Genomic DNA, 13299 nt, shown 5'->3' with positions numbered 1-13299 from the left:
GTGTGAAGTCTGGGTGGCTGTCTTGAAAGCTGTCTTTAAATACAGCGCTGTATAATACGATATATGCGCACCCTGTACATCCCCATTCTCCCCGTCACGCTTGCCAGATGACGCCGCTACCGACCAATGAAGCCTCTGCCTGGCTGCGCCAGCATCTCACCGGAATGCCAGCGGGTGCTCATGTGCTGGATGTGGCGGCGGGATATGGCCGCAATACGCGCTGGCTGGCAGCCCAGGGCTTTCGGGTAGAGGCCGTGGATATTGATGCCACGGCCTGCATAGGTCTCAGCAAGCTTGCCAATGTCGAGGCGCTATGTGCTGACCTGGAGTCTGATCCGTGGCCTTATGGCGTACATCTGTTTGATGCCGTGGTGGTATGCCGTTATCTGCACCGGCCATTGTTTCCTTCGCTGTTATCCAGCATCAAGCCCGGCGGTCTCTTGATCTACGAGACCTTTATGCGTGGGCAGGAACTCTTGGGGCGACCGCAGAATCCGGACTTTCTGCTGGAGCCGGATGAGCTGCGGCAAGTGGTCACGCCAGGGTTTGAGGTGCTTGCCTTTGAGCAGGGCTTGTTCAAGCAGCAGAGCCCCGCCATGATGCAGCGCATTTGCGCCCGCAAGCAGGCCGGCTGATCCAGGCTTAAGCCGCAGCCACCGGCGCCCGGCGGTTTTCCGGCTTGACCAGCAGCATGTGCACATCGCCCAGCGCGCGCTCGGCAAAACCACCCTCGCAATAGCAAAGATAAAACTCCCACATCCGAATAAACTCATCCGGGTAACCCAGCGCTCGGATGGCGGCTTCATTGCGGAAGAAGTTGTGGCGCCACTCGGCCAGGGTGCGGGCGTAATGCGGGCCTATGTCTTCCAGGTCAAACAGGCGCATATCGCTCGCCCGGGTAATGCTTTGCAGCATGGCGGTAACGGAGGGGATGCAACTGCCGGGGAATATATAGCGCTGAATGAAATCCACCGAACGCCGCGCTGCATCGTAGCGCTGGTCGGCGATGGTAATGGCTTGCAGCAGCATCATGCCTTCCGGTTTCAACAGACGGGCGCACTGCGCGAAGTAGGTATCGTAAAACTGATAGCCCACGGCCTCGATCATCTCGATCGATACCAGCTTGTCGTATTGGCCTTCAAGTTCACGATAATCCGTCAGCAGAATGCTGATCTTGTCGCTGAGTCCGGCAGCCGCCACGCGCTGTTGCGCCAGATCATACTGCGCTTGCGAGATGGTGGTGGTGGTCACCTTGCAGCCATAGTGGCTAGCGGCATAGATGGCAAAGCCGCCCCAGCCGGTACCGACTTCGACCACATGATCCGCCGGACTGAGCTGCAGCTTCTGGCAGATACGCTCCAGCTTGTGCAGCGAGGCTTGTTCCAGCGTCATGTCATCGCGCGCGAAGATGGCGGAGGAATACATCATGGTCGGATCCAGAAACAGCTGGAACATGTCGTTGCCCAAATCATAATGCGCGGCAATATTCTTGCGGCTACCTTGCTCGGTATTGCGGTTCAGCCAGTGCAAGCCTTTCAGCAAGGGCTTGAACAGGCTGGCAAAGCCACCTTCCAGCGTATCCATTAACGACTGGTTGATCGCCATGAGACGAATCAGTCCGGTGAGGTCATCGCACTGCCAGTAGCCTTGCATGTAAGCCTCGCCTGCGCCTATGGAGCCGGCAAAAGCAATGTCCGCATAGAAACGGGCATCCAGCACAGTGAGATGCACGCGCAAACCCGAACCCGCTTTACCAAAATGCAGCGTTTCCTGCTGCTCGCTCACGATCAGCTCGCCCCGGCTCAGGCGGGCCAGGCGTTGCAGCACCAGCTTTCTGGCAAGCGATTGCAACCAGCCAGCTTTTTGCGGCAAACGGGTGATCGGGCTAACGGTGGGCAGGGCAGGCTTGGATGTCATGGGTTTCAGGCTCATGTATGGGTTAGTTAGCGAGAGTTAGGGTTGTCGGGAATCGGCGGGTTGCGGATGACTGAAAAAGGGCACGCGCTTCAGCCACAGACATAGCGCTTGCCAGTAGATGGCACGAATCACGTTCAGCGTCATCAATGGGTACTGCAACAACAGCAGGTTAAGACGAACGCCACTCAGCGGTTGTCGCTGCAATTGCAGGGTGGCATCAAACATCTTGCCGTCGGCATGCAGATTGCGCATGTGCACATTCAACTCAGCGCCTGGCGCCGAAAAAAACCAGTCGTAGTCGATATCCATGGGCATGAACGGCGACACATGAAAATCCTTGCGCATGGCAAAGCGAAAGCCGCCTTTTTGCGGCTTATCGCAGTTCAATACATAGGCATGGCGCTCGCCCCAGGGCGTGTTGGTGATGTCGGCGACGATGGCGCGCAATGTGATGCCATCCGCATCAAAGCAATAGTAAAAACTGACCGGGTTGAAGCAATACCCAAAGTAGCGCATATGCGTGAGCAGCCGGATAGGGCCAGTCAGCACAATGCCGGTTTTTTCATGCACCAATTGCTGCACCGCCGTCTTGAGCGGCACAGCGGGGTCGCCCAGATAGTCCTGGCGGTTAAACCATGCAAGATTACGGCGTGCGAATGACCAAAGCCAGCGTTGCCTGAACAGCGTAGGCAGCTCGTCAAGATCGAGATACATCATGAACAGCCGGTAGCGGAAGGCATGCAGCACAGGCATGAAGCGGCGATGCCGCACCTCGCCGCTGTAGATCGCGCTCTTTGGCGTCTTCAGGCTGTTGCAGGTGTCAGAATGACGCGGATCAGGCATGTTTGAAATGCTCCAGCGCGCGCAGGGCGCTGACCACGCCATCTTCATGAAAACCATTGCGCCAGTAGGCGCCTGCATAGGCGGTGCGATTCACACCGCTGATTTCCGCATGGCGCAGCTGCGCTGCCGCCCCGGCAGTGGTGTATACCGGGTGATGGTAGGTGAGCCGCTTGATAATCTTGTCTTCGGCAATACCCGCAGTGTGATTCAACGTGACCAGCAATGGCTCGCGGGACTGCAAGCCCTGCAGGATGTTCATGTTGTAGGTGACCGCCACCCGGTCTGTCGGCGTCGGTGTCACGTGGTAATTCCAGGCCGCCCATGCCAGCTTGCGCTTGGGCAGCAGGCGCCTGTCACTATGCAGCACAATGCTGTTTTCTTGATAGGGAATCGCCCCCAGCACTTCGCGCTCAGCGGGTGTTGCATCAGCTAACAAACGCAGCGCCTGATCACTGTGGCAGGCAAAAAACACCCAGTCGTAGAGTTCTTCTGTGCCACCCGCCGGGGTAATGGCGACTGCGTTTTCCAGGCGACGTACCTGGCTCACCGGCGTGTTGAGGCGTATGCGATCTGCAAAACCGGCGGTCAGCGCCTCGGCATAGCGCGCCGAACCGCCACGTATCACGCGCCATTGAGGCCTGTCATTAACCGTGAGCATGCCGTGGTGATGGAAAAATCGTACAAAAAATCGGGCCGGGAACGCCAGCATCTGGCGCGGTTCGGTTGACCAGATGGCCGAGCCCATGGGGATGATGTAGTAATCGATAAAATCCTGGCGGTAGCCGTGGCGCGCCAGATAGTCCCCCAGTGGGATTTCTTCGCCGTCTTCCAGCAGTTCCAGCGACTCGCGGTTGAAGCGCAGGATGTCATTGATCATGCGGTAGAACGCGGGCCGCAGCAGATTGCGGCGCTGGGCAAACAGCGAGTTGAGCGTGGTGCCGTTGTACTCCAGCCCGGTTTTTTCACAGCGCACGCTGAAGCTCATGTCGCTGTTCTGCCAGCCCACGCCGATCTCATTCAGCAGCTGGATGAAATTGGGGTAGGTGCGGTCATTGAACACGATAAAGCCGGTATCCACCGCATAAGACTTGCCTTCGTGCTGGATGTCATGGGTATGCGTATGGCCGCCAATGTAGCTGCCAGCCTCAAAGACGGTGATGTTGTGTTCGCGCTGCAAATGGTAAGCCAGGGTGTTGCCGGCGATACCGGCGCCGATAATGGCGATTTTCATAAGGTGTTCTCGTTGCTATTTACGCGCCGGGCATTGCGTATTTCTGCGGGAATGCTGCGCAACTCGCGAATCAAGCCTAGCGCCTGCAGGGCTTTCAGCCCATACCAGGTAATGTCGATTTCCCACCAGTAAAAGCCTTGGCGCGCGGCCCCGGGATAATGGTGATGATTGTTGTGCCAGCCTTCGCCCAGGGTAAACAGGGCAATCAGCGCATTGTTGCGGCTCTGGTCGGCGGTCTGGTAGCGACGGCTGCCCCAGTGGTGGGCCAGTGAATTGACGCTGAAGGTGGCGTGGTAAAGCAGTACGGTGGAGATGACAAAGCCCCACACCAGCATCTGCCAGCCATTGGTGCCCCACTCGGGCCGTATGCTCTCCAGCCAGGCGCCCAGCGCATAAATGCCAGCAGCCAGCAGCAAGGGCACCACGATGTCAAAACGATCCAGAAAACGGAGTTCGGGAAAAGCGGCCAGCTCCTTCACACGCTCGGTGCGGGTGGCAAAATGCGCATCCGATAAAAACCAGCCCACATGGCTCCAGAAAAAGCCATGATGGACAGGGGAATGGGCATCTTCCACCCGGTCTGAATTGGCGTGGTGATGGCGGTGCATCGAGGCCCACCACAACGGCCCGCGCTGCACAGCCGTTGCCCCCAGCAAGGCAAATACAAATTGCATGAAACGGCTGGTCTTGAAGGCGCGATGCGAAAAATAGCGATGGTAAAACCCGGTAATGGCAAACATGCGCACCAGGTACAGCAGGCCCGCCACCACCACGGCAACCGGGCTCCAGCCCACCCAGATCACCGCCAGGCAAGCGAGGTGCAAGGCCACAAAGGGCAGGGCGCGCAGCCAGTCCACTTGATTGCTGGCATGGGCATCCACGTTTGCAGGCGCAATAGAGCTGTCCAGCCAGCGCAGCAGCCGTTGCTGTATGGGTCTTGCCTGCGGCATCAATCCGCCCCCTTGGCTGGGGTCGGCAGGGCTTGCTGCGGCACCTTGCGCAAGGCCCGGCTATCGTAGCCCAGTGCAATCACCTCGGCGACCAGCTTCTGGTAAGTGTCTTCGTTAATCTGCGGCTGCCGCGCCATGATCCACACATAATCGCGGGCATTGCGGGCAATGATAGTGTGCTGATAGTCGCTATCCAGATAGGCAATCAGGTATTCCGCCTTGATCGGCCAGATAAACTGCATGCCCCATACCGCGTTATGCGTGCCTTCGCGGACAAAACCGCGTGGGTTATAGGTTTTGAGCGGGCCATCAAACGCCCCCTTATTGAAGGTGAAGGTCGTGGCGATGGTGCCATCCTTGTCCAGTTGATATGACTCCACGGCGTTATAGGCTTCGGTTTCAATCGCGGTGGGAATCACGGCGATGACATACCAAGGCCCCATGAAACGGGCGAGATCAACCTCGGGTACCGGCGTGATGGGTGGCAGCTGTTGTGTCGCACAGCCGCCAAGCAGGCTGGCGACAAATGCGGCAACACACGCCAGGCTGCGGGATTTGAAACGGGAGTTTTGCATGATTAGCGTAGCCTGTAGTTGATGATGTAGCCTTCCGGTGTGGTAGAGCGCAGCGCCATCCATTGCTGATCACTGGAATACCACAGATCTATCTTGAGTTTGGGCGCCTCCAGCCGGTAATGCTCGGCATCGGTGGGTTGGCCTTTGACGGTGATGCTTTCCTTGCCCAGCGCGGTAATTCGGGTGTCCAGGTACTCACCCGTCTGCGGATTCAGCAAGCGCGCCTGCTTCAACATGGCCGGATTCCAGTAGGCAAAGGTCATGACGCAATCGCCCAGCGTTTTGGGCTTGGGCGATTGCAGTACAAAGGCGGCTTTATCCGTACTTTTGTCCAGAGCGCCTTTGACGATGGTGGTCTCGCGGTTTTCTTCCGTACGGGCCTCAATCGCACTCAGACAATTGCCATTCCACTGCTCTTTGGCCGTGTGGCGATAGCGATAGGCATTAACGAATAAAAACTTCACATCAAAGCTGGCTTCGCTGGTGAGGGTGCGCTGAGCGCCGTTTTCTTCCAGCGCAAAGCGATGCTGGCCTATGGGTTTTTCATCCAGGAAGACATTAAATTGCCACTCCTGCGCATGCGCACTATGGCAAACAAAGGCCAAAGCCATCCCGCTGACGTGCCAGAGTTTCATCTTATTTCTCCTTGGGCAGGCGAGGTTTGGGAAACCAGGGAAAGAACGCCGAGGTGGTTTTTACATAGTTGGCGTAAGCAGGGCGACGGTCGCCTATATCTTTTTCCAGCAGCGCTACACCACTGACCTTGAGCAGCAGCAGTGTCATCAGCAGCGGCCCGGGCAATGCCCACCAGGCGCCTGCTGACAGTGCCAGTAAATAGAACCCCCACCAGATGCTGAACTCGCCAAAGTAATTCGGATGACGGCTGTATCGCCATACACCGCGATCCATCACGGCACCAGCGGGTGCACTGGCCTTGAAGCGGGCGAGCTGCCAGTCCGCCAGGCTTTCCCATGCCAGCCCGTTCAACCAGAGCGCGACGCCCAGCACATCGAGCCAGCCGAGCGGAGCGCTTGATAGCAGACTGCCCAGCAAGGGCAGGGAAACCAGCCAGGCCAGCACCGCCTGCAACCCAAAAATGATGTAGAGGCTTTTCAGCCAGAAATGCGGCTCGTTGTTGCGCCGTATCGCCTGATAGCGATGGTCTTCATGCGGGCCGCGATTGCGCCAGCTGAGGTAGATGGTCAAACGCAGCGCCCAGATCGTGACCAGGCCGAGAATCAGCCAGGTACGTGGCTCCACGCCGCCCAGCCAGGCATAAACAGACGCCGCCAACAGAAAGAACAGGCTCCACATGCTGTCGACAATGGTGACGTTGTGCCGATAGACGCTGATACCCCAGCCCGCCAGACCAAACAGCGCCATCGCGGCCAGCCCCTGCAGATAAATGTTGCCATCAAACATGCGACCACCCCTGTTGGTGATGGGATGCAGGCACATAGCCATCAAAGCGTGCAGCCAGCCACAACAGCAATGGCGTCAGACAGGCCCAGCTGATGGCGAGCACCAGCCAGGTAACATGGCCGGGCGAAATGGTGATGGCGCCGAGCCGACTAGCCGCCAGATAGGCCAATGGGCCACCGATCAAGCCAAATACGGCTGCTAGTGGCATGGAGCCGCGCAGCCAGCGCAGGCTGACATTCAGCGTGGATGCAAACAGCAACCACAGGCATAGCATCCACGCTGGCAGCAAATCACCTGGCCATGCGCTTTCCGGATAACTCACCAGATTGAATGTCAGCATGGCCTGATCACACAGGCCACCGATGATCACGGCGAGCGCGAGCAGCCTGATCTCTTGCCCGGGAAGCAGTGCCTGACGAAGATGCCAGTAGAGGATGGGCACCGTGCATGCCACGCCCAGCCATGGCAGTGCATGAGCGCCGCCCCATACGCACGCCATCCAGCCCAGCTGAAACAGCACAAAATTGATCAGTTTTAACGACATGGGGGCGACCTCAAGCCGCAGGACGCTCAAACTGGTAGTGGGTGACCCACCACTCCTGGCCCTGGTTGTAGCCGAACAGTTCCGCGCAGGACATGAAGAAAATGCGCCAGCGATTGCGCCACATTTCAACATGGTGTTCACCATACGTGGCGGCCAGAATGGGCTCGACAGCGTCAGTATGCTCATCCATGTTTTCCAGCCAGGCATTGGCGGTCTTTTCGTAATGTGTGCCATCCCAACGCCACATCTGACGAAGTTGCAGGTGCTGTTGAAAGCGCATCGGAAGATCGTCACTGGGCATCATGCCGCCGGAGAAGAAAAAGCGGCTCATCCAGTCATCATCCCCGGCCACTTCAAAGGCATACGGCGTCATGCGATGCACAAAAATATGCATGAAGAAGCGTCCACCTGGCACCAGCCAGTCATGCACCTGCTTGAACATGATCTGGTAGTTACGCATGTGCTCAAACATTTCCACCGAGACTATCCGGTCAAACTGTATTTCGGTATTGAAGTTATTCATGTCGCAGGTAATGACCTGGATATTGGGCAGGCCACGACGCATGGCTTCAGACACGATGTACTCACGTTGCGACTTGGAGTTGGAAACGGCGGTGATCCGGCTATTCGGGTAATGCTTGGCCATCCACAAGGTCAATGAACCCCAGCCACACCCCAGCTCGAGTATGGATTGTCCATCCTGCAGATCGGCATGCTCACAGCTCAGCTGCAAGGCCAAGGCTTCTGCTTCGTCCAGCGTGCGCGTATTTTCATCCCAGTAGCATGAGCTGTATTTGCGATGTTTGCCCAGGCAGTGCTGGAAAAACTGGGCCGGCACTTCGTAATGCTGGGCATTGGCAAGTTCGGGCACCAGGGCAATGGGCGCCTGCCGCATGCTGGTGATAAAGGTGGTTTCAATATCTGCGGCAGCGGCGCAATCGGATGCGGCGATGTCTTTCAGTCGCACTTCCAGCAGGCGTCTGATACCTGCGCGTATCGCATAATCAGGTACCAGTCCGCGTTCAGACCAGTCAATCGCCAGTTTTGTCACTCGCATGAAAAATCCTTAATGTAGATGCTATTGCTTAAACGCTCGCCACATTCAGGCTTTGCGCGAACTTGTTCTTGAATGACTCGGCAATCCGTTTGAAACTCTGCTCGATATCCATGCCCAGCGGCACTGCGCCGGCATCCTTGATGGCATCATGCAGGGTGACGGAGGATTGACCACCCACAAACACGGGCACATTGGTCGCATTCACCAGATGCGTCAGCTGACGTTTCATCAATGAAGCGTCAGTCATGAATGAGGCGGACAGCACAATGCCGCGCGATTTTGATTGCACGACGGCGGCTGGCAGCTCTTCCATCGGCATGTCGGTACCGAGCAGAATGCAACGGTAGCCATGATCATAGGCACTCAGCGCAAACAGCAGAATGCCGGCTTCGTGACGTTCGCCTGGCATGCAAGCCGTCAGCAGGGCAGGGCCGTAATCGCGACGCTTGCGGTGATGAAAGCGGGCTCCCAGCTTGTTGCGCAGATACACGCCGAAGAAGTGTTCCTCGGCGACGGTACCGTCACCTTTTTCCCAGCGCTCTCCGAGGCGGATCAGCATCGGCATCAGCAGCATGTCTGTCACGATTTCAATGGAATAGAGCGACAGCGCTTCGTTATAGGTGCTCTCAAGCACCACTTCATCAAAATTGGCAACAGCCGCCGTCATGCGGGTGATCAGACGGTTCCAGAACTCTTCTTCCTGATTGCTGTAGGTATTGGCTTCGCCGGAAATCAGCGAAAAATTAATGCGACTGATGGGAATGCCCTTATCCAGCAGATCCACCACCCTGTGCAAAATGGCAATCTGGTCTTTGGTATACAGCCGATGCCCTTTGGGTGTGCGCACGGGTTCGATGAGGCGATAGCGGCGTTCCCAGGTCCGCAGCGTGACAGGATTGATCCCGGTTAATGCCGAGACGGTACGTATTGGGTAAGCGTCTACATCTGGATTAGGCATGTTAAAGACTCCTAAGAAGAAAATATTGTTGTTTTATTTTTGCCTACATGAGCATTTCTTATATTTCGATTCAAAACCTATGCAAAAGTTTAATTTATTTATACATCAATAACTTATTCAAAAAATACTTATTCAATACTTATTCAACAAAGGCTTATTCAATCCAGGGAAGTGGCATGAGGCCGCTATGTGGTCCTCTATGTCGCAGCCTGAAAGCAAGGGCATTGAATCCAGCGCAGAGTGGACAGACATCGGCTCGCAAGAGTGCCATGGGCATGGACTGCATAAACTCTTGGTGCACAAGGCAGTAAGCCGAAAACTGGGAGCCAAGACTCATTTGCCCGGTGCAAGGGAGCCCATCTCACGTTAAAAACCAGGCGAGCTCGCCTTGATAAAGGACCGGGGGCGGAAAGCATCGTAGCGTTTGCTAAAGGCGTGCCGGCCGCCTTGCAAAGTCTTGGCTGGCAACAGGGGAGGTTCGTTGGGAAGTAACAGGGGAATGGCCATTATGCTTATTGATCTTATGGTTGGTGGTATGGCATTTGATAAGTCTTTATACTCCGCCTCATGCTAGAAACAGTCCCGGGTTTAATCAAGAGGCGCTTATGACAACAAGAGGCAAAAGCCTTGCTGCACAATTAGTTTCAGTGTTTTTTCTATGCATGCAGCTTGCTGCGGCTTCTGCGCAGGCCGACAGTACTGACACGCATATTCAGCAGGCGCTGAAGAGCGAATGGCCAAGCTTTGGTCGCGACTACACTAATCAGCGTTTTGCGCCGTCAACCATCATCAATCGCCAGAATGTGAATCAACTTGGCGAAGCATGGAAGTTCAAGTCTGGCGTGGTGGGCAGCTTCCAAACAACGCCCATCGTAGCGGATGGTGTGATGTATCTTTCCCTGCCATATAACCATGTGGTGGCATTAGATGCGCGCACGGGCAAGGAGCTCTGGCGCTATGAACACCAGCGCCGCCCCGAATGGAAAATGTGCTGTGGTCCGGCTAATCGCGGCGTGGCTGTTGGCTACGGCAAGGTGTTCATGGGCACAGTCGATGCACGCCTGATCGCGCTGGATGCCAAGACCGGCAAACTGGTCTGGGATATTGATGCGGTCGACCAGGCGGTGGAAACCGAGGGGCAGGCATCCCTGGACAGCAAGGACCCCAACAGCCATGCCAAGGTGTCCGGTGGCACTGGCATCGGCATTGCCATGGCACCTATCGTTTACAAGGGCAAGGTGTTGGTGGGCATCACCGGGGTCGGTTACGGCTTGCACATTGATAATCCACGTGAGGATGCACCTCTGGGCGCTGTCATTGGCTTGGCCGGGCGCTATGGCAGGCCGGGGTTTATTGCGGCATTTGATGCCGAGAGCGGCAAGCGTGTATGGCAGTTTGATACGATTTCGCCCGAACACTGGCTTGGCCAGTTTACCGTCAAGACTGCCGATGGCATTACGCTGGATCGCGATGTGGCTGCCGAAAAAGCCCAGGCCAAGCAGCATCCGGACGCCTGGCGTTACGGCGGTGGCTCGGCATGGAGCACGCCAGCGCTGGATCCGGCCCTGGGCCTGCTTTATTTTGACACAGGCAATCCATCTCCACAGATGAATGATATTGAACGGCCTGGTGATAACCTCTATACCGTGTCCCTGGTGGCGCTGGATATTGAGACAGGCAAGCTGCGTTGGCATTACCAGCAGGTGCCGCATGACCTCTGGGGATACGATCTTGCCAGTCCGCCTGTGCTGTTTGATTGGCAACAGAATGGCAACATCATTCCGGCGGTGGGCCAGGCCAGCAAGACGGGCTGGTTTTATGCACATGACCGCGTTAGCGGGCGTCTGCTTTTCAAGTCTGAAGCGTTCGTACCGCAAAAAAACCTGTTTCAAAAAGCCACCAAAGAAGGCACCACGCTTTACCCTGGCATTTTAGGGGGCGCCAACTGGTCCCCCGTGGCAGTAGACGCGGCAGCCGGGCAGGTATACATCGCCGCCATTCACGCACCGATCAGGTATACCCTGCATGAGTCGGTAGATCCAGATGGCAAGCAATTGCGCTACACCTCCTCAGAACCTGCTGAAGAGCCACGCTGGGGTCTGCTGTCGGCCGTCAACCTTGCCAGTGGAAAAATCACCTGGCAACACAAAACAGTCCAGCCCTTGGTAGGAGGCGTGCTGGCAACCGCGGGCGGATTGGTGTTTACCGGTGAGGGCAATGGAAACTTTGCCGCGTATGACTCCTCCAACGGTAAGCTGCTATGGCAGGCGAAGGCGGATGCAGGCGTGAATGCACCCGCCATCAGTTATGAAATCGATGGTGTTCAATACATTGCGGTAGCCGCTGGTGGCAACGCGATTTTCGGGTACAAACAAGGCGACAGTGTGCTGGTATATGCATTAGGCAAATAACGCCTGATTGCCAGGCCTCCTTGTGACTGCCGCTCAACAATGACAACAAGAAAGGCCTGCATGACAACATTACCTTACCCGCTGGCGCTAGCCTTGGCGCTGGCATTCAGCACGCCAGCGTTTGCAGAGGATACCTGGATACTCGCTAGTCAAGGGGAGTCATTGACCACTGGCCAGAGCCTGACACTGGATGTGGTGAAGCCCGACAGTCTGGCAGACTGGCCGCAGACCTTGCAGTTGAAATTGTCAGGAAGCGGTGTCAGCGAAACCGTTGACCTTGCGCTGCAACCTGCCACGAGCAGCACCAGTACCCGGCGCCAATACACGGGGCTGGTGCGCTCGGCATATAAAGGCGTCGTGCGTGCCGACATTGCCAATGGGACTTCCAATCGCATTCTGCTGGTGGCGGCGGATGGCGACAGCAGTCCACCCATGCAGGTGGTCAGCCCATCTCAGGTTGCCGAGCCTGTATCTTCGGATGCGCCACCCAAGCTGGTGATTGCCAAGCCGGGGGAAGAGCCTGCGCTGACGGCCAATGATCCCATTTATTTTCTTCTCGGCTCCAACGATGAGCGGGGCAAGGATGCACGCTTCCAGATCAGCTTCAAATATCGCCCCTTTGCCCCGGATGGCAAGGTGGCAGATATTGCTCCCTTCCTGACCAATCTGTATTTTGGATACACCCAGACCACCATCTGGGATATTGGCGAGAAGTCCAGCCCATTCCGCGATACATCTTATCGCCCCAGTCTTTTTTATGAGTGGGGAGGGAGTGGCATAGGCTTGATGCCGGATGAGTGGCGAGGTGGCGTCGAGCACGAGTCAAACGGGCAGGGCGGCGTCGACTCCCGCTCCATCAATATCGCTTTTGTACGCCCGGCCTGGCACTGGTCCATGCCAAGTGGCCGCAGTCTGAGTTTCATGCCCAAAATCTATCAGTACCTCGACAAGGAAGACGGCAACTCGGACATACAACGCTATCGCGGTTATGTGGACTGGCAGTTGCGCTATGGCCGTGAGGATGGCTTGATGCTGAATGGCCTCTATCGTCAGGGCACCGCTGGATACAGCACGGGGCAAGTCGATGTGACTTATCCAATTAGCGACAAGATATTCAACCGGACAGGCGCTTTCATCCATTTGCAGGTGTTTTCCGGTTACGGAGAAACCTTGCTTGGATATAACCGTAATAACGACACGCAAATACGCCTGGGCTTGTCGCTGACACGTTAATCAGTAGTGTTGAGCAATGGAACACCTGTAGCGATTCGGTACAGATATCATGTGGTGCCACATGGCAGGATTGGATATGAGGTGAATCGCAAGCCATTGATCTTGTTATGTAATTAATTTTTATCGTGATATGGCATGGGTCTTTCGCTATCCCCAAA

13 protein-coding genes are annotated in these 13299 nt (G+C 56.3%); 3 read left to right on the top strand and 10 right to left on the bottom strand.

Features of this window, described 5'->3' with window-relative positions; all coding sequences use genetic code 11:
• Positions 1 to 107 precede the first annotated feature (107 nt).
• On the top strand, positions 108 to 635 hold the full coding sequence (locus tag LG203_RS04090; RefSeq protein WP_230344606.1) for a class I SAM-dependent methyltransferase: 528 nt from the start codon (positions 108 to 110) through the stop codon (positions 633 to 635).
• A gap of 7 nt (positions 636 to 642) precedes the next feature.
• On the opposite strand, the gene LG203_RS04085 is transcribed toward LG203_RS04090, so the two are convergent.
• The 10 genes from LG203_RS04085 to LG203_RS04040 are packed head-to-tail and all read right to left on the bottom strand — an operon-like array spanning position 643 to position 9497.
• Positions 643 to 1917: an SAM-dependent methyltransferase gene (locus tag LG203_RS04085; RefSeq protein ID WP_230344605.1), complete on the bottom strand. Its 1275-nt coding sequence runs from the start codon at positions 1915 to 1917 to the stop codon at positions 643 to 645.
• 36 nt (positions 1918 to 1953) lie between these two features.
• The gene (locus tag LG203_RS04080) at positions 1954 to 2760 is read right to left on the bottom strand and encodes a DUF1365 domain-containing protein (RefSeq protein ID WP_230344604.1); all 807 of its coding nucleotides are present in this window, start codon (positions 2758 to 2760) and stop codon (positions 1954 to 1956) included.
• On the bottom strand, positions 2753 to 3991 hold the full coding sequence (locus LG203_RS04075; protein WP_230344603.1) for an NAD(P)/FAD-dependent oxidoreductase: 1239 nt from the start codon (positions 3989 to 3991) through the stop codon (positions 2753 to 2755). Before LG203_RS04075 ends, LG203_RS04080 begins: the two co-directional genes overlap by 8 nt.
• A complete protein-coding gene (locus LG203_RS04070; protein WP_230344602.1) occupies positions 3988 to 4941 on the bottom strand; it encodes an acyl-CoA desaturase in 954 nt (317 codons plus the stop codon). Before LG203_RS04070 ends, LG203_RS04075 begins: the two co-directional genes overlap by 4 nt.
• Positions 4941 to 5516: a lipocalin family protein gene (locus LG203_RS04065; protein ID WP_230344601.1), complete on the bottom strand. Its 576-nt coding sequence runs from the start codon at positions 5514 to 5516 to the stop codon at positions 4941 to 4943. The genes LG203_RS04070 and LG203_RS04065 overlap by 1 nt, the downstream gene beginning before the upstream one ends.
• Before the next feature lie 2 nt (positions 5517 to 5518).
• On the bottom strand, positions 5519 to 6151 hold the full coding sequence (locus LG203_RS04060; protein WP_230344600.1) for a DUF6134 family protein: 633 nt from the start codon (positions 6149 to 6151) through the stop codon (positions 5519 to 5521).
• 1 nt (position 6152) lies between these two features.
• The gene (locus LG203_RS04055; RefSeq protein ID WP_230344599.1) at positions 6153 to 6938 is read right to left on the bottom strand and encodes a DUF1295 domain-containing protein; all 786 of its coding nucleotides are present in this window, start codon (positions 6936 to 6938) and stop codon (positions 6153 to 6155) included.
• Complete coding sequence (locus LG203_RS04050; RefSeq protein ID WP_230344598.1) at positions 6931 to 7482, bottom strand: DUF2878 domain-containing protein; 552 nt, start codon at positions 7480 to 7482, stop codon at positions 6931 to 6933. The genes LG203_RS04055 and LG203_RS04050 overlap by 8 nt, the downstream gene beginning before the upstream one ends.
• A 10-nt stretch (positions 7483 to 7492) precedes the next feature.
• On the bottom strand, positions 7493 to 8539 hold the full coding sequence (locus LG203_RS04045) for an SAM-dependent methyltransferase (RefSeq protein WP_230344597.1): 1047 nt from the start codon (positions 8537 to 8539) through the stop codon (positions 7493 to 7495).
• 28 nt (positions 8540 to 8567) lie between these two features.
• Positions 8568 to 9497 carry a MerR family transcriptional regulator gene (locus LG203_RS04040; RefSeq protein WP_230344596.1) on the bottom strand — a complete coding sequence of 310 codons (930 nt, stop codon included), beginning with the start codon at positions 9495 to 9497 and terminating at the stop codon, positions 8568 to 8570.
• Between the two features lie 605 nt (positions 9498 to 10102).
• On the opposite strand from LG203_RS04040, the gene LG203_RS04035 reads away from it, so the two are divergent.
• Positions 10103 to 11908 carry a pyrroloquinoline quinone-dependent dehydrogenase gene (locus LG203_RS04035; RefSeq protein ID WP_230344595.1) on the top strand — a complete coding sequence of 602 codons (1806 nt, stop codon included), beginning with the start codon at positions 10103 to 10105 and terminating at the stop codon, positions 11906 to 11908.
• Between the two features lie 60 nt (positions 11909 to 11968).
• On the top strand, positions 11969 to 13141 hold the full coding sequence (locus LG203_RS04030; protein WP_230344594.1) for a phospholipase A: 1173 nt from the start codon (positions 11969 to 11971) through the stop codon (positions 13139 to 13141).
• Positions 13142 to 13299: the final 158 nt, after the last annotated feature.

Origin of the sequence: Methylovorus mays, assembly GCF_020531915.1 — a bacterium.
GTDB lineage: Bacteria > Pseudomonadota > Gammaproteobacteria > Burkholderiales > Methylophilaceae > Methylovorus > Methylovorus mays.
Note: the sequence above shows the minus strand (reverse complement) of the source record. Positions and strands in the feature narration are given on the sequence as shown.